This window comes from Pseudomonas sp. R45(2017), assembly GCF_002112305.1.
GTDB lineage: Bacteria > Pseudomonadota > Gammaproteobacteria > Pseudomonadales > Pseudomonadaceae > Aquipseudomonas > Aquipseudomonas paraglycinae.
In genome coordinates, this window is sequence record NZ_NEHH01000007.1 from 327953 (window position 1) to 348605 (window position 20653).

The window sequence follows — 20653 nt, forward strand, 5'->3', positions numbered from 1 at the left end:
CCCCTTAACGGTTTTCCAGGCTTGCTGCACGTGCATATGGCAGCGCGCTCTCGGTGCCTTTCAAGGCAGCCTGTTGAGCATGTTGACGCAGGTAACCTGGCAGACGCTGATCGTGCCAGCCTGGCTGACCTTGCAGTACGCCATTGGCCATTGGGCCAGTAGCTTCCGAACTCTCATTATAGCCTGCCAATACCGCCGGGCCTTTGACCTGAGGGGTAGCCAGCACTGGCTGATTGGATTGCTGAGCGAGTTCGACGCCGGCGATTTCGTCCTGGTTGTACAGACGAACACCTGCCAGTACAGCAACGGTCACCGAAGCGGCTACAGCCAGACGACCGAGGCTGCGCCATGGGCCGCGTGTCACTTTGGCAGGGGTCGCTTCGTCTTCCAGCGCAGCTGAAACCGCCGCAGCGAGATCCAGACGTGGAAGCAACAGATCCTTGTGCATGGCTGCCCGAGCGATCTGGTAACGAGCCCAGGTTTCACGGGTTTCAACGTCGTCCAGTGCATTGAGCACTCGACGCAATTCCAGTTCGTCCGCTTCGTTATCCATCACTGCGGACAGCGATTCCTGCAGGGCTTCACGACTCATGGCGTTCCTCTCTTGGCTGTCGCCGCTGTCTTTAGTTTTCCTGCAACAACGGTTGCAGGGCTTTATCGATGGCCTCCCGGGCGCGGAAAATCCGGGAGCGCACGGTACCAACCGGACATTGCATGACGCTCGCGATGTCCTCGTAACTCAGACCATCGAATTCGCGCAAAGTTAACGCCGTGCGCAAATCCTCTGGCAGCTGCTGAATGGTTCGATGGACGGTGCCTTCGATCTCATCCCGCAGCAATGCACGTTCAGGAGACTCGAGATCTTTCAGGCCGTGATCGCCATCGTAGAACTCTGCATCCTCGGAACTTACATCGCTATCCGGCGGCCGACGGCCGCGTGAAACCAGATAGTTCTTCGCCGTGTTAATGGCGATGCGGTACAGCCACGTATAAAACGCACTGTCGCCGCGGAAATTTCCAAGCGCTCGATACGCCTTGATAAAGGCTTCTTGTGCGACGTCCTGGGCTTCATGGGTGTCGTGCACAAAACGCACGATCAACCCGAGAATTTTGTGCTGATACTTCAGCACCAACAGATCGAAAGCTCGCTTGTCGCCACGCTGAACGCGTTCGACCAGCTGCTGATCCTCTTCCTGGGTTAGCATGAACACTCCTCGATAAACTCAGAGGAGGCTTGCATGACCAAACGACCGGACTTGCAAACATAGACTCGGGCTTTTCGCAAAAGTTCTCCCCCTCCAAGCAAGTTTCCTGCGGGCTCTGATTTGGCACGCACGAAAAACGCAGCGCGGGATGAACCGGCTGCGCGAATAATCTTGTCATCGGCTCGCCGGCAAGAACCCAACCGCAGGTTCCGCATTGAAGCCGACACTGTCCCTTGTTTCGGGCAACTGTCTATTGATCTTGGGCCATTGGCAAAAGTTCCAAATATTTATAGACGTGCCGCGCCGACATTGTGCAACCGTGAGCGGAAAAAGCGTGTTTCATCTGCGATACAGTCGCTTTTTCCCAAAACCGCTGAAAAAAACATCCGACAAAGCGTCGGTATTTCTCCGTCACGGTAGTTTCACAATGCCATATCGGCCCGGCTATTGTGCCGCCCCACCCCTCTATATACTAGTGGGCTGTGTGGCTGTCTCGACTCGCCCATCCGCCTGTCCTGCGCCAACCCCGACCCGGGTCGCTTTGAGCGGAATCCTGAAATGAGCCAACAGTTTCAACACGATGTTCTGGTGATTGGCAGCGGCGCTGCCGGTTTGAGTCTCGCGCTGACCCTGCCCGGTCACTTGCGCATCGCCGTACTGAGCAAAGGCGACCTCGCCAACGGCTCGACCTATTGGGCCCAGGGTGGCGTCGCGGCCGTGCTGGATGATACCGACACCGTCGAATCCCACGTCGATGACACCCTGAATGCCGGCGGCGGCCTGTGCCATGAAGACGCCGTGCGTTTCACCGTCGAGCACAGCAAGGAAGCGATCCAGTGGCTGATCGACCAGGGCGTGCCCTTCACTCGTGACGAACAGTCCGGCACAGAAGATGGCGGCTTTGAATTCCACCTCACCCGCGAAGGCGGCCACAGCCATCGACGGATTATCCACGCCGCCGATGCCACTGGCGCTGCGATCTTCACAACCCTGCTGGCCCAGGCCAAAGAACGCCCGAACATCGAATTGCTCGAACAGCGGGTAGCGGTCGATCTGATCACCGAGCGTCGGCTGGGGCTGGAAGGCGAACGCTGCCTGGGCGCCTACGTGCTCAACCGCAAAACCGGGGAAGTCGATACCTTCGGGGCACGCTTCGTGATCCTGGCGTCCGGCGGCGCTGCCAAAGTCTATCTCTATACAAGCAACCCCGACGGTGCCTGCGGTGATGGCATCGCCATGGCGTGGCGTTCGGGCTGCCGGGTTGCGAACCTGGAGTTCAACCAGTTCCACCCCACCTGCCTCTATCACCCGCAAGCCAAGAGCTTTCTGGTAACCGAAGCCCTGCGCGGTGAAGGCGCCCATTTGAAGCTGCCGAACGGCGAACGCTTCATGCAGCGCTTCGACTCACGTGCAGAACTGGCGCCACGGGACATCGTCGCCCGCGCCATCGACCACGAAATGAAGCGTCTGGGTGTCGACTGCGTCTACCTCGATATCAGCCACAAACCCGAAGCCTTCATCAAATCGCACTTCCCGACCGTCTACGAGCGCTGCCTCGGATTCGGCATCGACATCACCAAGCAACCGATCCCGGTCGTGCCGGCGGCGCATTACACCTGCGGCGGCGTGATGGTCGATCAACAGGGCCGCACCGACGTGCCCGGTTTGTACGCCATCGGCGAAACCAGCTTCACCGGCCTGCACGGCGCCAACCGCATGGCCAGCAACTCGCTGCTCGAATGCTTCGTCTACGCCCGATCGGCGGCGGCGGACATTCTCGAGCAACTGCCCGACGTCGCGATCCCGCGCGCCCTGCCCGCCTGGGATGCCAGCCAGGTGACCGACTCCGATGAAGACGTGATAATCGCCCACAACTGGGACGAATTGCGGCGCTTCATGTGGGACTACGTGGGCATCGTGCGCACCAACAAGCGCCTGCAACGGGCCCAGCATCGCGTGCGTTTGCTGCTGGACGAAATCGACGAGTTCTACAGCAACTATAAAGTCAGCCGTGACCTGATCGAGCTGCGCAACCTGGCGCAGGTAGCGGAACTGATGATCCGCTCGGCCATGGAGCGCAAGGAAAGCCGTGGTCTGCATTACACCCTCGACTACCCGGACCTGCTGCCCGAAGCACTCGACACTATTCTGGTGCCGCCCACCTACGTCGGCTGAACTTGAGGCGTACCCGCAGGCGTCGGTGCAGATCCGCCGCCTGCGAATCCCGGGGCACGCAGATCGACCTGACCCGCCACTCACCGCGCAATCGAAAGCGCAGCACCACGATCAGTGGCAGCGCCAGACTGTCCGGGCGCAATTGCACCGCTTGCCAGCTATCGGCCCGGTTCCACAGTTGCCAGCCATCGGCGTCCCGGCGCAATCCGCAGAATGCCTTGGGATGACTCAGCAGGATGTGCCGCGGCAACACCCAGGCAGCATGGGCGAGACACGCGAAAACCCCGAGCGACCCGACCCAGAATGGAATCGATAACAGAAACAGAGAACCCAGCGCGAATGCCTGGGCCAGAAGATACGCCGCCAGCAACTGCCGTGAGGCATGCCAGCGGCATTCAAACGTGTTACTTGGGCTGGACACGATCCAGAATCATGCGAACCATGCGTTGCAGTTCGGGATCTTCCGATTCGCTGCGCTCCATGAACCAGCCGAACATGTCCTGATCCTCGCACTCGAGCAGGCGGACATACAGCGCGCGATCCACCTCGTTCAGATTGGCGTAGACCTCTTTCACGAACGGCACCAGCAACACGTCAAGCTCAAGCATGCCGCGACGGCTGTGCCAAAAGAGGCGATTCAGTTCAACTTGTTCGACCATGGAGCCCTCCTCAAATAGGCCGCAAGTATACAGGCCCGAAGCGGGCCGAACAGTCGGCTTTGGTCGGGCACCACCGATCCTTTATCAACTACCCATTTCAACACCGCCCCCTTATGATGTGCCCCAGTCTATTTACCCTGCGATGACCCATGGCCGATTCTGCTTTTTTCTGCACCCTCTCTCATGAAGGCGTTCTCGCGGTTCGCGGCGCGGATGCCGGCAAATTCCTGCAAGGCCAGCTGACCTGCAACATCAATTACCTGAGTGATACCCAGGCCAGCCTTGGTGCCCGTTGCACGCAGAAAGGCCGGATGCAGTCGAGTTTCCGCATCGTGCTTGAAGGCGATGGCGTACTGCTGGCGATGGCCGGCGAGCTGCTGGAGCCGCAACTGGCGGATCTGAAAAAGTACGCGGTGTTCTCCAAATCGAAACTGACCGACGAAAGCGCCTCCTGGGTGCGCTTCGGTCTGGATCATGGCGATGCTGCCCTGAGCAGCCTGGGTCTGGAACTGCCGGCGAATACCGACAGCGTGGCTCGCCACGAAGGGCTGATCGCGATTCGCGTCTCCCCGAACCGTGCCGAACTCTGGGTGCCTGCCGATCAGGCCGACGGCATCAAAGGCAAGCTGTCCGCACAATTGATCGAAGGCGAACTCAATCAGTGGCTGCTGGGCCAGATCCGCGCCGGCATCGGTCAGGTCATGCCGAGCACCCGCGAGCTGTTCATCCCGCAGATGCTCAACCTGCAAGCCGTCGGCGGCGTGAGCTTCAAGAAAGGCTGCTACACCGGCCAGGAAATCGTCGCGCGCATGCAGTATCTGGGCAAGCTCAAGCGTCGCCTGTACCGCGTGCAACTGGACGCCAGTGAATTGCCGGAGCCGGGCACCCCGCTGTTCGCCCCGAGCCACGGCAGCTCCATCGGCGAAGTGGTGCTGGCCGCCCGTGCCGAAAAGAATATTGAACTGCTGGCGGTGTTGCAGGCCGAAGCTGCCGACGCAGGCGATTTGCATCTGGGCACGGCCGAAGGTCCGGCGCTGCACTTGCTCGACCTGCCTTACGAACTGGATCGCGACCGCGAAATCCAGCGCTGATCGCAGCATTTGTTGCAACATCCTAGAGAAACGACATGAGTGAGCTGGCGGATAAGGTCCAACAGGATTTGGTTGAGGCCATCGATAACGATGACCTGGTTCTGCCAACGTTACCGGAAGTGGCCTTGCAGATTCGCAAGGCCGCTGAAGATCCGGACATCAGCGTCAGCGACCTGAGCAAAGTGATCGGCCGCGACACGGCGCTGTCGGCGCGCCTGATCAAAGTGGTCAACAGCCCGCTGCTGCGCGCGACCCAGGAAGTTACCGACCTGCACACCGCCATCACCCGGCTTGGCGTCAATTACAGCAGCAACCTGGCGATCGGCCTGGTGATGGAGCAGATCTTCCACGCCCGCTCGGATGTGGTCGAACAGAAGATGCGCGAAGTCTGGCGCAAGAGTCTGGAAATCGCCGGCGTCAGCTACGCCCTGTGCCGCCGTTACACCCAGCTCAAGCCCGATCAGGCCGCGCTCGGTGGACTGGTTCATCAGATCGGCGTGCTGCCGATCCTGACCTATGCCGAAGACCACTACGAATTGCTGTCCGATCCGGTCAGCCTCAACCATGTGATCGACCACATTCATCCGTTGCTCGGCGACAAGCTGCTGCGGGTCTGGGAGTTTCCGGAGCGTCTGGTGGAGCTGCCGGGGCTGTATCAGGACCTCAAGCGCGAATCGCAGCAGATCGATTACGTCGACATCGTGCAAGTGGCCAGCCTGTATTGCCACAAGGACACCGACCATCCGCTGGCCCGCATCGATCCGTTCAGCGTGCCGGCATTCCGCAAGCTTGGCATCGATCCGGAAAACAAGGCGCTGTGCGCCGATCTGGAAGAATCGCGGTCGATGTTCTACTGATCAACCGGCGACAAAACTCACCCGCACTTTCAAACCTGCCTGCTCGCCATCGTGCAGACTGATCTGCGCCAGATGCGCGCGGCAGATTTCCCCGACAATCGCCAACCCCAGCCCGGAACCGGCCACCTGCTGGTTGCGCCGGTAAAAACGTTCGAACACCCGATCCCGCTCTTCCAGCGGAATGCCCGGCCCATCGTCTTCAACCTCCAGCACCGCCGGCGCCGTGACCCGCAGAATCACGTTGCCGCCCGGCGGCGTGTGCGCCAGCGCGTTGTCCACCAGATTGCTCAGCAACTCGTTGAGCAATGTCGGTTCGCCACGCAGCCAGACCGGCTCGTCCGCTTCCAGCGCCAAGGCAACGCCGCGAGCATGAGCCAGCGGTGCCATGGCCATGCCCAGTTCCCGCGCCAACTGACTCAGATCGAGCAACTGCGCCCCGCCCTCGGCGATCGCCCGGGCGCCGTTTTCCACCCGCGCCAGCGACAACAACTGGTTGGCCAGATGGGTCAGGCGATCCGTGCTTTGCGCCGAGGACTCCAGCGTGTCGCGCCAGGTCTGCGGCTCGTTTGAGCGCAAGCCCAGTTCAAGTCGCGCCTTGAGCGCCGCCAGTGGCGTGCGCAGTTCATGGGCCGCATCGGCGATGAATTGCGCCTGCCGCTCGAATTGCCCGCGCAGGCGTTCGGTAAAGTGATTGAGCGCCCGCACCAGCGGCCACAACTCGTGTTGCACCTCGACCAGCGGCAACGGCCGCAGGTCATCGGGCTGACGCTCTTCCACTGCCGTGCGCAAACGCTCGATCGGCCGCAGCGCCGCACTCACCGCAAACCACACCAGCAACAACGCGCCAATCGCCAGCATCCCGAGCCGCAGCAAGGTGTCGGCCGCCAGACTACGAGCCATGCTGACACGCGCCTCGTCGGTTTCGGCGACGCGGATTTCCGCCATGCCGTTCATGTTCGGCTCGCTCACTGCCTTGAGCAGACTCACCACACGTACGTTCTGCCCCTGATATTTCGCGTCGTAAAAGCGCGCGAGGGCGGGATAGCTGTCGGTTCTCGGGGTGCCCGGCGGCGGGCCCGGCAGGTTTTCGTAGCCGGAAATCAACTTCTGGTTGATGTCGTTGACCTGGTAATAGATGCGCCCCGCACTGTCGTAGGCAAAGGTATCCAGCGCCACATAAGGCACGTCGGCACTGAGACTGCCATCGCGCTGCGACAGACCGGCGGCGATGGTCCGAGCCGACGCCAGCAGCGTGCGGTCGTAGGCGGTGTCGGCAGCTTCGCGACCATTCCAGTACGCGCTCAATCCGCTGGCGAGCATCAACACCACCAGCAACAGCGCGAGGTTCCACAGCAACCGCCAGCGCAGGCTGCTGGGCTTATGCATCGCGGCTTTCCAGCAGATAACCCAGACCGCGGAAAGTCACGATGGCCACTGAATGGCCGTCGAGTTTCTTGCGCAGGCGGTGCACGTAGATTTCGATGGCATCCGGGCTGGCCTCTTCGTCGAGACCGAACACCTGCGCAGCCAGTTGCTCCTTGCTCATCACCCGACCCGGACGGGCAATCAGCGCTTCAAGCACGGCCTGTTCGCGAGAGGTCAGCGTCAGCAATTCATCGCCGAGGGTGAAGCGCCGAGTGTCGAGGTCATAGGCCAGCACACCGCAACGCTGCTGGCGTTCGCCGCCCAAAACACTTCGGCGCAGCAACGCCTTGACCCGCGCTTCGAGTTCGGTGAGTTCGAACGGTTTGGCCAGATAATCGTCGGCCCCAAGATTGAGCCCATGAACCCGATCCTTGACGTCGCTGCGAGCCGTCAGCATCAGCACCGGCAGGTTCTTGCCCCGGGCCCGCAGGCGCGCCAGCACTTCAAAACCGTCCATGCGCGGCAGGCCGACATCGAGGATCGCCACCGCGTATTCCTCGCTGCCCAGGGCCAGATCGGCAGCCACGCCATCGTGCAAGACGTCCACGGTCAGACCGGTGCTCTTGAGCGCCTGGGCGACGCTTTCGGCCAGCGGCAAATGGTCTTCGACGAGCAGGACACGCATGGATCTCTACCTCATTCAGGGATGGCCGACGCCATTCTTTGCGGCGGAGTTTACAGCCGCAACCGCCACTGTGAAGCCCGAAAACACGCGAAAGAATACTGAAAGGTTAGCGAAAGGTTGGGCCGTTAGAGTCGTTTCACCGAAGGTCCCAACTGCCGACCTTCGCCGTTTTGCCTGTACTTGCACCGTAGCTTCAAAACGTAGCTCTCGAAAAACGCCTCGATGCGTTTTCGCCAATAAGAACAATAACGAGGTACTGCACCATGCTGTCCACACAGCTTCAGGTTGACCCGTTTCATTCTTCCTCTCGAATTTCCCCGTTTTCGCTTGTCAGCGCCATCGTCGGCTGCGCGGCGTTCAACCCATCCGGGTCTGAGCCTGTTAGCCTGCGCGCGCGAAACCGCCGCACCTGAAACATCCCCAAAAACAACAACTCCCGTGGAGACACTCATGAACCGATCCCTGCGCCGTTTCGCTCTCGCCGCCGGTTGCGTGCTGTTCGCCGGCCAACTGATGGCCGAACCTAAACGTCCGGAATGCATCGCCCCCGCCTCCCCCGGCGGCGGTTTCGACCTGACCTGCAAACTGGCGCAAAGCGCGCTGGTCAACGAAAAACTGCTGACCAAACCGATGCGCGTGACCTACATGCCCGGCGGTGTCGGCGCGGTGGCGTACAACGCCGTCGTGGCGCAGCGTCCCGCCGATGCCGGCACGCTGGTGGCGTGGTCCAGCGGCTCGCTGCTCAACCTGGCTCAGGGCAAGTTCGGTCGGTTCGATGAAACCAACGTGCGCTGGCTGGCAGCGGTCGGCACCAGCTACGGCGCCATCGCGGTGAAAAGCGATTCGCCCTACAAAACCCTCGATGATCTCGTGCAGGCGCTGAAGAAAGATCCGAGTTCCGTGGTCATTGGCTCCGGCGGTACCGTCGGCAGCCAGGACTGGATGCAGACTGCGCTGATCGCCAAAGCCGCCGGGATCAACCCGCGCGACCTGCGCTACGTCGCCCTCGAAGGGGGCGGCGAGATCGCCACCGCCCTGCTTGGCGGTCATATCCAGGTCGGTAGTACCGACATTTCCGACTCCATGCCGCATATCCAGAGCGGTGACATGCGCCTGCTGGCCGTGTTTGCCGAGAAACGCCTGGACGAGCCGGAAATGAAGGACATTCCTACCGCGCGCGAACAAGGCTACGACATCGTCTGGCCGGTGGTGCGCGGTTTCTACCTCGGGCCGAAAGTCAGCGATGAAGACTACGCCTGGTGGAAAGACTCCTTCGACAAACTGCTGGCCTCCGACGACTTCGCCAAGCTGCGCGATCAGCGTGAACTGTTCCCGTTCGCCATGACCGGTCCCGAGCTGGACACCTACGTCAAGAAACAGGTGGCGGACTACAAGGTGCTGGCCAAAGAGTTCGGCCTGATTCAGTGATCGTCTCTGTCTAGCGTCCATGGCCCTCTCGCCGGGGCCATGGCAGGAGTTCCCTCATGCTTATTCAACGCATTTTTGCCTCGGTGCTGTTGCTGGCCTGTGCCGGCCTGGCACTGATGGCGTGGCCGTATCAGGCGGCTTTTTCCTACGAACCGGTGGGCCCTCGGGCGTTTCCATTGCTGATGCTCGGCCTGATGGGCCTGGCGCTGCTGTACATGGTGTTCCGCCCGGCGCCGATCAAACACAGCGAGGACGAACCGCCGCTGGATCGCGAAACCCTGACCAAGATCGCGATCTGCGTCGCCCTGCTGCTGGTGTTCGCCGGTTTGTTCGAACCGCTGGGCTTCATCCTCAGCAGCATTCTGATCGGCATTCCGATGGCGCGCCTGTACGGCGGGCGCTGGGTGCCCAGCGTCATTGTCACGACGCTGATGGCGATTGGTTTGTACGTGTTGTTCGACCGCGTGATGGACGTACCGCTGCCCCTCGGCCTGCTCGACGTTCTGGAGAACTGATATGGATACTCTCGGTTATTTGGGTCAGGGCTTCGGCGTCGCGCTGAGTCCGTACAACCTGGTCACGGCCCTGACCGGCACGTTGATCGGCACCGTGGTCGGCTTGTTGCCGGGCCTGGGCCCGATCAATGGTGTGGCGTTGCTGATCCCGATCGCGTTCGCCCTCGGGCTGCCGCCGGAATCGGCACTGATCCTGCTGGCGGCGGTCTATCTGGGCTGCGAATACGGCGGCCGGATCAGCTCGATCCTGCTGAACATTCCGGGCGAAGCCTCCACCGTGATGACCACCCTCGACGGTTACCCGATGGCCCGCAAAGGCCTGGCCGGTGTGGCGTTGTCGTTGTCGGCGTGGAGTTCGTTCATCGGCGCCTTCATCGCCACCTGCGGCATGGTGCTGTTCGCCCCGCTACTAGCGAAATGGGCGATTGCCTTCGGGCCGGCGGAATACTTCGTGTTGATGGTGTTCGCGATTGTCTGTCTCGGCGGCATGGCCGGTGACCGACCGGTGAAAACCTTTATCGCGGCGTTGATCGGTCTGTTCCTGTCCAGCGTCGGCATCGACGCCAACAGCGGCGTTTACCGTTTCACCGGCGACAACATTCACCTGACTGACGGCATTCAGTTCGTGGTGCTGGTACTGGGCCTGTTCTCGATCAGCGAAATCCTTCTGCTGCTGGAGAAAACCCATCGCGGCCAGGAAGCGGTGAAAGCCACCGGGCGGATGATGTTCAACTTCAAGGAAGCGGCGTCGGTGTTCGTGGTGAACATCCGTTGCGGCCTGCTCGGTTTCATCATGGGCGTGTTGCCGGGTGCCGGCGCGACCCTGGCCAGCGCCGTGGCCTACATGACCGAGAAACGCATCGCCGGCGCCAGCGGCAAGTTTGGTCAGGGCGACGCCCGCGGCCTCGCCGCACCGGAAACCGCCATCGGTGCCTCCGCTTGCGGCGCGCTGGTGCCGATGCTGACCCTCGGCGTTCCGGGTTCGGGCACCACGGCGGTGATGATCGGCGCCCTGTCGCTGTACAACATCACTCCCGGCCCGCTGCTGTTCCAGCAACAGCCGGACATCGTCTGGGGCCTGATCGCTTCGCTGTTCATCGCCAACATCATGCTGGTGATCCTGAACATCCCGATGATCCGCATCTTCACCCGTATCCTCGCCGTGCCGAACTGGGCTCTGGTGCCGGTGATCGCGATCATCACCGGGATCGGTGTGTACGCCGTACACGCGACCACATTCGACCTGTTCCTGATGGTCGGCATCGGCATCTTCGGCTACATCCTGCGCAAACTGGATTTCCCGCTGTCGCCAGTCCTGCTGGGGTTCATCCTCGGCGGCCTGATGGAGCAGAACCTGCGCCGGGCGCTGTCGATTTCCAACGGTGCGCTGGAGATTCTCTGGTCGAGCCCGATCACCTTCGGCGTCTGGGTGCTGACCGCGATCATGTTGCTGATGCCGCTGCTGCGCATCTGGCGCAAACGCTCGGCCGCGCAACGCGCCGTTGCCGATGTCTGATCGGCTCTCCCTCAAAACCTGGTGGGGAACCCCGCTGGTCGGTCTGCTTGGCGGTTTCATCGCCAGCCAGATCGGCTGGCCGCTGCCGTGGATGGTCGGCTCGTTGCTGGCGATCATCCTGGTGCGCTGCCTGACCCCGTGGCAATTGACAGAAATCCCTGGCGGCCGCAAGTGCGGCCAGTGGATCGTCGGCATCGGTATCGGCCTGCACTTCACCCCGCTGGTGATGGAGCAGGTACTCGGCCACTTCGGCCTGATCTTCTTCGGCGCACTGGTCACCAGCCTCTCGGCGGTGGTCGGCGTGTGGCTGATGCGCCGCACCGGCGAGGATCGCGCCACGGCATTTTTCTCCAGCATGCCCGGCGGCTCCGGCGAGATGGTCAACCTCGGCGCCCGCAACGGCGCGCTGCTCAGCCATGTCGCGGCCGGGCAGAGTCTACGGGTGCTGGTGGTGGTGTTGTGTGTTCCGGCGGCGTTCAAGTATCTGCTGGGTGACGGCACCCCGATTTCACACGCCGGCAGCGTCGATTGGCGCTGGCTGGCGATTCTTTTTCCGGCGGGTGGCCTGCTCGCCTGGATCTGGCAACGCCTGCGTCAACCCAACCCATGGCTGTTCGGCCCGCTGCTGGTCAGCGCGGCGGTGAGCATCGGCTGGGATCTGCACATCGGTTTGCCCAATGGCGGCAGTCAGATTGGCCAGTGGTTGATCGGCAGCGGCCTGGGTTGCCACTTCAACCGGCAGTTCTTCCGCCGCGCACCATCGTTCATGGGACGCACGTTGATCGGCACGGCGCTGACCATGTTGATCGCGACCCTGGCGGCGTTGGGGCTGAGCGCAATGACGCATCTGGATCTGCGTTCTCTGACCCTGGGCATGATGCCCGGTGGGATCGCCGAGATGAGCCTGACGGCGGAAACCCTGCAACTGTCGGTGCCGCTGGTGACGGCGATGCAGGTGATGCGGTTGTTGTTCGTGTTGTTTCTGGCGGAACCGTTGTTCAAGTATTGGAATAGAAACGGGGAATGTCCGTAAGTCATGTAGACGCCCAATACGCTTCAAGACCGGAGGAACATGACTTGAAGCGTATTCTTAGCCCAATCAGGAAATATCGAATTTCCCCATCATCACTTCTACCGTTTTACCAGACGCGCCGATGCGGCCTGTCAATCGAAACTCCGAGGCTTTATAACGGGTACCTTCGACGACTTCAGTGAGCGTAATCTCTCCACCAATCGCTCGGTAGTACTCTTCGCCATTACCCACATCAACGAAGAAATCTACGTCAATACTGCCGGGCCCGAGAGCGTGCTTGCCACTCGCGAGGCCTTTTGGAAGCTTAAAAATAAGCGACGTAAAATATCCATCGGTATCGATACGACCACCTGCAGCGAAATAGTTGTCGTCATCGTGGAGAAAAACATCTTGAGTGTCGATAACGTTTCGTGGGTCATTTGAATCAAACCGCGTAGTTCTTGCAAAAAGACTTCCCGACGCCTTCGGAAAGGACTTTACATCCTTGATTCTCAAATCTGTCATGACGATCTCCCGCTCCAATGTTTAACAGCGCACTCGACTGTGGACGCCGACTGCATAACTAAACGCGGGTTTCGCTTTTATATCTACTGTCAGAAATAACAGGTCGATGAAGCAATCCGACGGGCGGCTCTCACCACCCGAGAGACTTCAGAAGATTAATTAAACAACCGACGGCAGGCGCCATTCGATCGGCGCTTCGCCGTTCTGCTCCAGGAATTTGTTGGTGCGGCTGAAGTGCCCGCAACCGAGAAAGCCACGATAGGCCGACAGCGGCGACGGATGTACCGACGTCAGCACCAGATGCTTGGTGGCGTCGATCAGCTTCTGTTTGCTCTGCGCATGAGCGCCCCAAAGCATGAACACCAGATGCGGTTGCTGCTGGCTGACCACCTCAATGATCCGGTCCGTAAAGAACTGCCAGCCCTTGTCCTTGTGCGCGTTGGCATTGGCGCGTTCGACGGTCATGGTGGTGTTGAGCATCAACACGCCCTGATCGGCCCAGCTCTGCAAGTAGCCGTGGTTGGGGATGTCGATGTTCAGGTCGCGCTTCAGCTCTTTATAGATGTTGACCAGCGACGGCGGCGCCGGCACGCCCGGTTGCACCGAGAAGCACAAGCCATGAGCCTGGCCCGGGCCGTGGTACGGATCCTGGCCGAGGATGACCACTTTCACCTTGTCCAGCGGCGTCGAGTTCAGCGCATTGAAGATCATCGGGCCCGGCGGATAGATTTCCTTGCCGGCCGCCCGCTCCTGCTGCAGAAAAGTGCGCAACTCTGCCATGTAGGGCTGGTCGAATTCGGCACGCAGTGCCTCCTTCCAGCTCGGTTCGAGTTTGATACGGTCGTCAGCAGTCATGGTCATACCCGGCAAAAACAATGGGGCGAACCCTAGGAAAGCCGACCACGCTTGTCAATTGATCTGACGCAGATCCGGCACTTTCCCACACAGCGATCATACTGATCGTTCAATTTCCCGATCGAGGTCACGATGAATCTGCACTTCGAAGAACTCACCGGCACCGACGGCGCGCGCATCGGCGTGGCCACGCTGGATGCCGAAAAGTCGCTCAATGCGCTGTCCCTGCCGATGATCCACGCCCTGAGTGACAAATTGAACGCCTGGGCCAAGGATCCGCAAATCGTCTGCGTGCTGCTGCGCGGCAACGGCGCCAAGGCCTTCTGCGCCGGCGGCGAAGTGCGCAGCCTGGTGGAAGCCTGCCGAGCCCATCCCGGCGAAGTGCCACCGCTGGCCGCACAGTTCTTCAACGCTGAATATCGGCTGGATTACAGCCTGCACACTTACCCGAAACCGTTGATCTGCTGGGGCCATGGATATGTGCTCGGCGGAGGCATGGGCCTGCTGCAAGGCGCGAGCATCCGGATCGTCACGCCGAGCAGTCGTCTGGCGATGCCGGAAATCAGCATCGGCCTGTACCCGGACGTCGGCGCCAGTTGGTTCCTGTCGCGTCTGCCGGGCAAGCTCGGTCTGTTCCTTGGTTTGACCGGCGCGCACATGAACGGCCGCGATGCGATCGATCTGGACCTGGCCGACCGCTTCCTGCTCGACGAACAGCAGCAGGAACTGATCGACGGCTTGTTGCAGTTGAACTGGCAGGAACAGACCGCCATGCAGCTCAACAGCCTGCTCAAGGCATTGCAGCAGGAAGCCGTGGCGCAGATGCCGGAAGCGCAATGGTTACCGCGCCGTCGGCAGATTGATGAGCTGTTGGATGTCAGCGACGTGACCTGCGCCTGGAAAGCCATCAGCCTGCATCGGGACAGCAGCGATCTGTTGATTGCCCGTGCGGCGAAGACCATGAGCGAAGGCTCGCCATTGACGGCGCATCTGGTCTGGGAACAGATCATTCGCGCCCGCCACTTGTCGCTGGCCGAAGTCTTTCAGATGGAGTACACCCTGAGCCTCAATTGCTGCCGGCATCCGGAATTCAGCGAAGGGGTCCGGGCGCGGCTGATCGACAAGGATCACAAACCGCACTGGCACTGGCCGGACATCGCCCGGGTGCCGGACGCGGTGGTCGAGGCGCACTTTCACAAGGTCTGGGAGGGGCGGCATCCGTTGGCGGATCTCTCCAGTTACTGAAATCCGGGCACAAAAAAAAGCGGCGCTCAATGCGCCGCTTTTTTGCGGGGGGGTTACCAGCGGTTGCCGTGTCGGTTGTAATCGCCGCGTCCACTGTGACGGTCGTAGTTGCCACGACCCCGGCGATCATCCCAGCCGCCGCGACGGTGGTCGTCCCAGCGTCCGCGATCATGACCGTGCCAGCGACGGTTCTCGTAGTAACGCGGAGCCGGTTGGTAGTAACGAGGCGCCGAGTAATAGCGTGGAGCCGGTTGGTAATAGCGTGGTGCTGGCTGGTAGTAGCGCGGCGCCGAATAATACGTGCTGCCGCCGCTGTAATAGGTGCCACCGCTGTAATACGAAGGTGCCTGCGATGTGTAGACCTCTGAGCTGTAGTAGCCATCTCCGTAGGAATAAGGGACGCATCCGCCAAGGGAAAAAAGCATCACGGTAAACAGAAGAATTCGGCGATACATGGCGGCCTCCTGGACCGCGGGTAGCCACACCAGCGACGCTGGCAGGCGTCAGTCTTTCATTCGGCGACTGACGAAATATCTGACAGCGTTTTCGGCATCCGGTGCGTTTCTGCAACAACTTGAAACAAGTGATTCATGAAACCTTGTTCATGCAGAAACTCCGTCATTCAGCCGCTGATTAGTGGTGCCCACCGTGGTATCCGCCGCCGTGATAACCCCGTCCGTACCCGCCGCGATAGCCATGGCCGCCGTAGTAATAGCGGGCGCCGCCGTAGTAACGCGGGCCGTAATAACCACCGTAGTAATAGGGTGAGTAATAGCCGGGATAGTAATAGGGCGTGGAGTAAACATCGTAGCCGCCGGCGTAGTAGTAACAACCGGACAGCCCTAGACCGAGCACTGCTCCCAGCAGCACCCGACGCAGCAATTTTGAAATACGCATGGCGGCCTCCTGAAAGACCTGTGACAGCAGTCGGCACAGACCGGCTGACACCAGATTTGACTGGCTGGCCGGCACCGAGTGCCCAATCCTCTCGGGCATCGGATCAGCGGCAGCGGACGCTGCATGACGGTGCAACCGCGCACCAACACAAAGCGCCCACAGGCGTTTGCCATCCGCCGCAACGTCACGAAGCCCGTAACAGAGCGCCCGACCCGACTTGGCACGCCTCTCGCTTTAGCAAACCCGTGCAGGAGTCATCACAGGTTCGCGGCACCACAATTTGCAATGGCTGACTAGGGTTCCGGCTCGCATCTGCGAGTGGCTGGTCCGAGAGTTGGCGACCTCCAGTTGAGGTTACACGGCGGGACAAAAGCCCGGGAGACAAGCCACCGTTCGCGGTGCCGCGTTGCCTTCCTGTCCGCCCTCGATCAACTGGAGAAGCCACCATGTCCCGACTACGTTTGCCCGCCCTGCTCGCCGCCGCGTTCGCCGCGCTCATCAGCACTCAATCCTCCGCCGCGCAGAAAGACCATTTCAGCGTGTGCTGGACGATCTATGCCGGCTGGATGCCATGGGAATACGCCGGCAGCCAGGGCATCGTCGATAAATGGGCGAAGAAATACGGGATCAAGATCGACGTGGTCCAGCTCAACGACTACGTCGAATCGATCAATCAATACACCGCCGGTCAGTTCGATGGCTGCACCATGACCAACATGGATGCGCTGACCATTCCGGCCGCCGGTGGCGTCGACAGCACCGCGCTGATCGTCAGCGATTTCTCCAACGGCAACGACGGCATCATCCTCAAGGGCGAAGGCAAAAAAGTTGCCGACCTGAAGGGCATGGATGTCAACCTGGTCGAACTGTCGGTCTCGCATTACCTGCTGGCCCGCGCGCTGGACTCGGTGGACCTGACCGAGAAAGACCTGAAAGTGGTCAACACCTCCGACGCCGACATTTCCGCCGCGTTCAACACCGAGCAGGTCAACGCCGTCACCACCTGGAACCCGATGCTGTCGGACATCAAGGCCAAACCCGGCGTGACCGAAGTCTTCAACTCCAGCCAGATCCCCGGCGAAATCATGGACATGATGGTGGTCAACAGCGCCACCCTCAAAGACAACCCGGCGCTGGGCAAGGCGTTGACCGGCGCGTGGTTCGAAGTGGTCGATTTGATGAACGCCAGAAACGCCGCCGGCAAAGCCGCGCTTGAGCACATGGCCAAAGCTTCGGGCACCGATCTGGCCGGATTCCAGGCGCAACTGGACACCACCAAACTGTTCGCCACACCGAAAGAAGCCCTGGCGTTCGCCACCAGCAAGCAACTGCCGGAAACCATGCGCAAAGTTGCCGAGTTCTCGTTCCAGCACGGCTTGCTCGGCGAAGGCGCCAAGGACACCAGCGCCGTCGGCATGTCCTTCGCCAACGGCGTGACCAGCGGTGACACAGGCAATCTCAAGCTGCGTTTCGATCCGACTTACGTGCAGCTGGCCGCCGACGCCAAGCTGTAAGCCACGGAGGATTTGGCCATGCGCCTGATCAATCGTCACCCGGATCGACCGAGTCGCCTGCTGCTGGTGATCCTGCCTTTCGCCCTGGTGCTGTTCGCCTACTTCATGGGCTCGGCCGAGCGCCTGGCGGACAACCCCAACGACAAACTGCTGCCCAGTGCGGTGCAGATGAGCGATGCGGTCAAACGCCTGGCATTCAATGCCGACACTCGCACCGGCGAATACCTGCTCTGGCAGGACACCGCGTCGAGCCTCGGACGCCTGGCCATCGGCCTCGGCATCGCGGCGCTGGCCGGGTTGTGCCTGGGCATGGCGGCCGGCACCCTGCCGCTGTTCGGCGCACCGTTGTCGCCGATGCTGACGGTGCTGTCGATGGTGCCGCCGCTGGCGATCCTGCCGATTCTGTTCATCGTCTTCGGCCTCGGCGAGCTGTCGAAGGTAATGCTGATCGTGATCGGTATCACACCGGCACTCGCCCGTGATCTGGAACAGCGCGCGCGGGACATTCCGGTCGAACTGCTGATCAAGGCGCAGACCCTCGGCGCCTCGACCTGGACCCTGATGCTGCGCGTGGTGCTGCCGCAACTGTTGCCGCGTCTGCTGATCTCGCTGCGGCTGATGCTCGGTTCGGCGTGGCTGTTCCTGATCGCCGCCGAAGCCATCGCCTCCACCGACGGTCTGGGCTACCGGATTTTCCTTGTGCGCCGTTACCTGGCGATGGACGTGATCCTGCCGTACGTGGTGTGGATCACCCTGCTTGCCTGGCTGATGGATTGGGGCCTCAAGCGCCTGACCCGGCGCGCATTCCCCTGGTATGAGGGGGCGGCCAAATGAGCTTCATCACGGTCAAAAACGTCTGGCAGCAATACGCCGACCAAGTGGTGCTCGAAGGCTTGAACCTCAGCGTCAACGAGGGCGAGTTCTGCACGCTGGTCGGTGCCTCGGGCTGCGGCAAGTCGACCTTCCTGCGCCTGCTGCTCGGTCAGGAAACCGCCAGTCGCGGCGAGATTCTGCTCGACGGTCAGCCACTGGCGCGCGAGCCGGATGCGAGCCGTGGCGTGGTGTTCCAGCGCTACTCGGTGTTCCCGCACCTGAGCGTGCTGGACAACGTTGCGATCGGCCTGGAGCTGCCGCGTGCGCCGCTGCTCGGGCGTCTGTTCGGCAGTGCCAAACAGGACGCCCGCGAACAAGCCTCGGCGCTGCTGCAAAAAGTCGGCCTCGGCCATGCGCTGGACAAGTACCCGGCGCAACTGTCCGGCGGCATGCAACAGCGGCTGGCGATCGCCCAGGCGTTGATCATGAAACCGCGCGTGCTGCTGCTCGACGAACCGTTCGGCGCGCTCGATCCGGGCATTCGCAAGGACATGCACGCGCTGCTGCTGTCGCTGTGGCGCGAGACGCAACTGACCGTGTTCATGGTCACCCACGACCTGTCCGAAGGTTTCAGCCTCGGCACTCGCCTGCTGGTGTTCGACAAGGTCCGCCTCGACCCGCACGCCCCCGGCGCCTATGGCGCCCGCATCACCTACGACATCCCTTTGAACAGCGACCGTCGCGCCCAACGCGCCGCCGTCGACGCCCTGCCCGCCGCGTTGGCCGGCACGCTTCGTATTGCCTGAGAGGACTGCTCCCATGACTGATTCGACCCAACTGTTTCCACCCTTCGCCGAAGAAACCCTGCCCGGCGGCGGCCACCGTTCCTTCGTCTTGAAGCGCGGGCAACTGCTGCGCCTGACCGACCTGCGCGGCGGGGCCAACGTCAGCCTGACCCTGCTCAACGCCAACGAGAAAACCGAACGCCTGAACCTACCCGACAGCCTCAAATGCCAACACACCGCCAAGCTGACCGCCGGCCATTGCCTGTACTCGGACATGGGCCGCGTGCTGGCGGCGATCACGGCGGATACCTGCGGCTGGAGCGACAGCCTCGGCGGTGTGCTGTGCGCTGAAGAGGTCGCGGAAAAATACGGCCAGGGCCGCTATCAGGAATTGCGCAACGGCTTCTTTCGCGACGGCACCGACAACCTGCTGGTAGAACTGGGCAAGTGGGGGCTGGGCCTGTCCGACCTGCTGATGACCCTCAACCTGTTCAGCCGGGTCAACGTCGATGACAGCGGGCGTTTGCACTTCGTCGAAGGCCACTCGCAGGCCGGTGACTACATCGAACTGTATGCACCGATGGACACCCTGGTTGTGCTCACCGCCCTGCAACATCCGCTGGATCCGTCGCCGCAATACGCCCCCAAACCGCTGAAGCTGAGTTGGATGAACGCCGACCCGAGCGTCGCCGAGCACTGCCGTACCTCGCGCCCGGAAAACGAGCGCGGCTTTATCAACACCGACCGTTTGTTCGCCTGAGGATCGTCGCCATGTCAGTTGCTATCGCCACTTCGCAAAAACACCCCGACGCTGCGGTGTACCGCGCCACCATTCCCGCCGGCGAACCCTGGCTGATGGAGGTCAAGGCCGGCCAGACCCTGCGCATCCTCGACCTGGAAGGCAATCAGGCGGTCGATACGCTGTTCTACAGCCTCGCCAATCCCCGTGAACGCTACGACGTGCAACGCACATTGCGCCGGCAGAACAGCGTGTACCTGAGCACCGGCAGCGTGTTGTATTCCAACCTTGGCAAACCGATGCTGACGATCATCGCCGACACCTGCGGCCGCCACGACACCCTCGGCGGCGCCTGCGCGCAAGAGAGCAACACCGTGCGCTACGCCCTGGAAAAACGCTACATGCACAGCTGCCGCGACAATTACCTGCGCGCCTGCGCCCACGACGGGCGCCTGGGCAAAGGTGACATCGGGCCGAACATCAATTTCTTCATGAACGTGCCGGTGACTGCCGAGGGTGGCCTGACCTTCGAAGACGGGATTTCCGCCCCCGGCAAATACGTCGACCTGCGCGCGGAGATGGACGTGATCGTGCTGATCTCCAACTGCCCGCAACTGAACAACCCGTGCAACGCCTACAACCCGACACCTGCGGAGCTACTGGTATGGAACTGAAATTCGTCCGTCTGCGCCGTTGGCTTTTTGCCCTGTGCCAGGCCCGTTCCGGCCAGTGTCTGAAATCCCCAAAACACCCCTGAACCCTGTGGGAGCTG

General features: G+C 61.4%; 23 protein-coding genes and 1 riboswitch. Of the genes, 13 read left to right on the forward strand and 10 right to left on the reverse strand.

Features of this window, described 5'->3' with window-relative positions; all coding sequences use genetic code 11:
- Positions 1 to 4: 4 nt before the first annotated feature.
- Positions 5 to 592 carry a sigma-E factor negative regulatory protein gene (locus CAF74_RS18340; protein WP_085747223.1) on the reverse strand — a complete coding sequence of 196 codons (588 nt, stop codon included), beginning with the start codon at positions 590 to 592 and terminating at the stop codon, positions 5 to 7.
- Positions 593 to 623: 31 nt separating this feature from the next.
- Positions 624 to 1205 carry an RNA polymerase sigma factor RpoE gene (rpoE, locus tag CAF74_RS18345; protein ID WP_003172477.1) on the reverse strand — a complete coding sequence of 194 codons (582 nt, stop codon included), beginning with the start codon at positions 1203 to 1205 and terminating at the stop codon, positions 624 to 626.
- 558 nt (positions 1206 to 1763) lie between these two features.
- Between rpoE and nadB the strand changes: the two genes are divergently transcribed.
- A complete protein-coding gene (gene nadB / locus CAF74_RS18350) occupies positions 1764 to 3380 on the forward strand; it encodes an L-aspartate oxidase (protein ID WP_007957994.1) in 1617 nt (538 codons plus the stop codon).
- Here the strand turns inward: nadB and CAF74_RS18355 are convergent.
- Positions 3349 to 3801: a protein YgfX gene (locus CAF74_RS18355; protein WP_085747224.1), complete on the reverse strand. Its 453-nt coding sequence runs from the start codon at positions 3799 to 3801 to the stop codon at positions 3349 to 3351. The two genes, nadB and CAF74_RS18355, sit on opposite strands and share 32 nt — an antisense overlap.
- Positions 3785 to 4039, reverse strand: a complete 255-nt coding sequence (locus CAF74_RS18360) for a succinate dehydrogenase assembly factor 2 (protein WP_007957989.1) — start codon at positions 4037 to 4039, stop codon at positions 3785 to 3787. The genes CAF74_RS18355 and CAF74_RS18360 overlap by 17 nt, the downstream gene beginning before the upstream one ends.
- Before the next feature lie 149 nt (positions 4040 to 4188).
- Between CAF74_RS18360 and CAF74_RS18365 the strand changes: the two genes are divergently transcribed.
- Positions 4189 to 5130, forward strand: a complete 942-nt coding sequence (locus tag CAF74_RS18365) for a folate-binding protein YgfZ (RefSeq protein ID WP_085747225.1) — start codon at positions 4189 to 4191, stop codon at positions 5128 to 5130.
- 35 nt (positions 5131 to 5165) lie between these two features.
- Complete coding sequence (locus CAF74_RS18370; RefSeq protein WP_039772686.1) at positions 5166 to 5987, forward strand: HDOD domain-containing protein; 822 nt, start codon at positions 5166 to 5168, stop codon at positions 5985 to 5987.
- On the opposite strand, the gene CAF74_RS18375 is transcribed toward CAF74_RS18370, so the two are convergent.
- Both CAF74_RS18375 and CAF74_RS18380 read right to left on the reverse strand, forming a co-directional pair.
- The gene (locus tag CAF74_RS18375) at positions 5988 to 7373 is read right to left on the reverse strand and encodes a sensor histidine kinase (RefSeq protein WP_011332897.1); all 1386 of its coding nucleotides are present in this window, start codon (positions 7371 to 7373) and stop codon (positions 5988 to 5990) included. It lies immediately after the preceding gene.
- A complete protein-coding gene (locus tag CAF74_RS18380; protein ID WP_007957980.1) occupies positions 7366 to 8037 on the reverse strand; it encodes a response regulator in 672 nt (223 codons plus the stop codon). The genes CAF74_RS18375 and CAF74_RS18380 overlap by 8 nt, the downstream gene beginning before the upstream one ends.
- 450 nt (positions 8038 to 8487) lie before the next feature.
- Here CAF74_RS18380 and CAF74_RS18385 point away from each other — a divergent pair, with 450 nt between their 5' ends.
- Genes CAF74_RS18385 through CAF74_RS18400 form a run of 4 tightly spaced genes read left to right on the forward strand, consistent with a single transcriptional unit; the run spans position 8488 to position 12529 of the window.
- Positions 8488 to 9465 carry a tripartite tricarboxylate transporter substrate binding protein gene (locus CAF74_RS18385; protein ID WP_039772690.1) on the forward strand — a complete coding sequence of 326 codons (978 nt, stop codon included), beginning with the start codon at positions 8488 to 8490 and terminating at the stop codon, positions 9463 to 9465.
- A gap of 56 nt (positions 9466 to 9521) precedes the next feature.
- Entirely contained in the window at positions 9522 to 9980 is a 459-nt protein-coding gene (locus tag CAF74_RS18390) for a tripartite tricarboxylate transporter TctB family protein (protein WP_039772692.1), read from the forward strand.
- Between the two features lies 1 nt (position 9981).
- Positions 9982 to 11496 (forward strand): tripartite tricarboxylate transporter permease, encoded by a 1515-nt coding sequence (locus CAF74_RS18395; RefSeq protein ID WP_085747226.1) that lies wholly within the window; start codon positions 9982 to 9984, stop codon positions 11494 to 11496.
- Entirely contained in the window at positions 11489 to 12529 is a 1041-nt protein-coding gene (locus CAF74_RS18400; protein WP_085747227.1) for an AbrB family transcriptional regulator, read from the forward strand. The genes CAF74_RS18395 and CAF74_RS18400 overlap by 8 nt, the downstream gene beginning before the upstream one ends.
- 66 nt (positions 12530 to 12595) lie before the next feature.
- Here the strand turns inward: CAF74_RS18400 and CAF74_RS18405 are convergent, their stop codons facing one another.
- Both CAF74_RS18405 and ung read right to left on the reverse strand, forming a co-directional pair.
- Positions 12596 to 13033 (reverse strand): hypothetical protein, encoded by a 438-nt coding sequence (locus tag CAF74_RS18405; RefSeq protein WP_085747228.1) that lies wholly within the window; start codon positions 13031 to 13033, stop codon positions 12596 to 12598.
- A gap of 159 nt (positions 13034 to 13192) precedes the next feature.
- Entirely contained in the window at positions 13193 to 13888 is a 696-nt protein-coding gene (gene ung / locus CAF74_RS18410; protein WP_085605867.1) for a uracil-DNA glycosylase, read from the reverse strand.
- Positions 13889 to 14020: 132 nt separating this feature from the next.
- Between ung and CAF74_RS18415 the strand changes: the two genes are divergently transcribed.
- Entirely contained in the window at positions 14021 to 15133 is a 1113-nt protein-coding gene (locus CAF74_RS18415) for an enoyl-CoA hydratase/isomerase family protein (protein ID WP_085747229.1), read from the forward strand.
- Between the two features lie 53 nt (positions 15134 to 15186).
- On the opposite strand, the gene CAF74_RS18420 is transcribed toward CAF74_RS18415, so the two are convergent.
- Both CAF74_RS18420 and CAF74_RS18425 read right to left on the reverse strand, forming a co-directional pair.
- Positions 15187 to 15588, reverse strand: coding sequence for a hypothetical protein (locus tag CAF74_RS18420; RefSeq protein WP_074691080.1), 402 nt, complete (start codon positions 15586 to 15588; stop codon positions 15187 to 15189).
- Between the two features lie 178 nt (positions 15589 to 15766).
- Positions 15767 to 16030 carry a hypothetical protein gene (locus tag CAF74_RS18425; protein ID WP_064383076.1) on the reverse strand — a complete coding sequence of 88 codons (264 nt, stop codon included), beginning with the start codon at positions 16028 to 16030 and terminating at the stop codon, positions 15767 to 15769.
- 282 nt (positions 16031 to 16312) lie between these two features.
- Positions 16313 to 16413, forward strand: a riboswitch (guanidine-I (ykkC/yxkD leader).
- Between the two features lie 63 nt (positions 16414 to 16476).
- On the opposite strand from CAF74_RS18425, the gene CAF74_RS18430 reads away from it, so the two are divergent.
- From CAF74_RS18430 to CAF74_RS18450, 5 genes are read left to right on the forward strand one after another with little or no spacing between them, the layout of a single operon-like run.
- Positions 16477 to 17544 carry a putative urea ABC transporter substrate-binding protein gene (locus CAF74_RS18430; RefSeq protein WP_085747230.1) on the forward strand — a complete coding sequence of 356 codons (1068 nt, stop codon included), beginning with the start codon at positions 16477 to 16479 and terminating at the stop codon, positions 17542 to 17544.
- A gap of 18 nt (positions 17545 to 17562) precedes the next feature.
- Entirely contained in the window at positions 17563 to 18378 is an 816-nt protein-coding gene (locus CAF74_RS18435) for an ABC transporter permease (RefSeq protein ID WP_085747231.1), read from the forward strand.
- Complete coding sequence (locus CAF74_RS18440; protein WP_085747232.1) at positions 18375 to 19163, forward strand: ABC transporter ATP-binding protein; 789 nt, start codon at positions 18375 to 18377, stop codon at positions 19161 to 19163. Before CAF74_RS18435 ends, CAF74_RS18440 begins: the two co-directional genes overlap by 4 nt.
- Positions 19164 to 19176: 13 nt before the next feature.
- Positions 19177 to 19902 (forward strand): urea amidolyase associated protein UAAP1, encoded by a 726-nt coding sequence (locus CAF74_RS18445; RefSeq protein WP_085747233.1) that lies wholly within the window; start codon positions 19177 to 19179, stop codon positions 19900 to 19902.
- 11 nt (positions 19903 to 19913) lie between these two features.
- Positions 19914 to 20555 carry an urea amidolyase associated protein UAAP2 gene (locus CAF74_RS18450; RefSeq protein WP_085747234.1) on the forward strand — a complete coding sequence of 214 codons (642 nt, stop codon included), beginning with the start codon at positions 19914 to 19916 and terminating at the stop codon, positions 20553 to 20555.
- The last annotated feature ends 98 nt before the right edge of the window (positions 20556 to 20653 follow it).

Excerpts from the sequence above, each read along its gene's own strand:
- CAF74_RS18385 (WP_039772690.1), top strand. The coding sequence starts at position 8,488 with ATGAACCGATCCCTGCGCCGTTTCGCTCTCGCCGCCGGTTGCGTGCTG.
- CAF74_RS18380 (WP_007957980.1), bottom strand. The coding sequence starts at position 8,037 with ATGCGTGTCCTGCTCGTCGAAGACCATTTGCCGCTGGCCGAAAGCGTC.
- CAF74_RS18420 (WP_074691080.1), bottom strand. The coding sequence starts at position 15,588 with ATGTATCGCCGAATTCTTCTGTTTACCGTGATGCTTTTTTCCCTTGGC.
- CAF74_RS18370 (WP_039772686.1), top strand. The coding sequence starts at position 5,166 with ATGAGTGAGCTGGCGGATAAGGTCCAACAGGATTTGGTTGAGGCCATC.
- rpoE (WP_003172477.1), bottom strand. The coding sequence starts at position 1,205 with ATGCTAACCCAGGAAGAGGATCAGCAGCTGGTCGAACGCGTTCAGCGT.
- CAF74_RS18430 (WP_085747230.1), top strand. The coding sequence starts at position 16,477 with ATGTCCCGACTACGTTTGCCCGCCCTGCTCGCCGCCGCGTTCGCCGCG.
- CAF74_RS18425 (WP_064383076.1), bottom strand. The coding sequence starts at position 16,030 with ATGCGTATTTCAAAATTGCTGCGTCGGGTGCTGCTGGGAGCAGTGCTC.
- CAF74_RS18445 (WP_085747233.1), top strand. The coding sequence starts at position 19,177 with ATGACTGATTCGACCCAACTGTTTCCACCCTTCGCCGAAGAAACCCTG.
- CAF74_RS18400 (WP_085747227.1), top strand. The coding sequence starts at position 11,489 with ATGTCTGATCGGCTCTCCCTCAAAACCTGGTGGGGAACCCCGCTGGTC.
- CAF74_RS18435 (WP_085747231.1), top strand. The coding sequence starts at position 17,563 with ATGCGCCTGATCAATCGTCACCCGGATCGACCGAGTCGCCTGCTGCTG.
- CAF74_RS18440 (WP_085747232.1), top strand. The coding sequence starts at position 18,375 with ATGAGCTTCATCACGGTCAAAAACGTCTGGCAGCAATACGCCGACCAA.
- nadB (WP_007957994.1), top strand. The coding sequence starts at position 1,764 with ATGAGCCAACAGTTTCAACACGATGTTCTGGTGATTGGCAGCGGCGCT.
- CAF74_RS18405 (WP_085747228.1), bottom strand. The coding sequence starts at position 13,033 with ATGACAGATTTGAGAATCAAGGATGTAAAGTCCTTTCCGAAGGCGTCG.
- CAF74_RS18375 (WP_011332897.1), bottom strand. The coding sequence starts at position 7,373 with ATGCATAAGCCCAGCAGCCTGCGCTGGCGGTTGCTGTGGAACCTCGCG.
- CAF74_RS18390 (WP_039772692.1), top strand. The coding sequence starts at position 9,522 with ATGCTTATTCAACGCATTTTTGCCTCGGTGCTGTTGCTGGCCTGTGCC.
- CAF74_RS18365 (WP_085747225.1), top strand. The coding sequence starts at position 4,189 with ATGGCCGATTCTGCTTTTTTCTGCACCCTCTCTCATGAAGGCGTTCTC.
- CAF74_RS18360 (WP_007957989.1), bottom strand. The coding sequence starts at position 4,039 with ATGGTCGAACAAGTTGAACTGAATCGCCTCTTTTGGCACAGCCGTCGC.
- CAF74_RS18395 (WP_085747226.1), top strand. The coding sequence starts at position 9,982 with ATGGATACTCTCGGTTATTTGGGTCAGGGCTTCGGCGTCGCGCTGAGT.
- CAF74_RS18450 (WP_085747234.1), top strand. The coding sequence starts at position 19,914 with ATGTCAGTTGCTATCGCCACTTCGCAAAAACACCCCGACGCTGCGGTG.
- CAF74_RS18340 (WP_085747223.1), bottom strand. The coding sequence starts at position 592 with ATGAGTCGTGAAGCCCTGCAGGAATCGCTGTCCGCAGTGATGGATAAC.
- ung (WP_085605867.1), bottom strand. The coding sequence starts at position 13,888 with ATGACTGCTGACGACCGTATCAAACTCGAACCGAGCTGGAAGGAGGCA.
- CAF74_RS18415 (WP_085747229.1), top strand. The coding sequence starts at position 14,021 with ATGAATCTGCACTTCGAAGAACTCACCGGCACCGACGGCGCGCGCATC.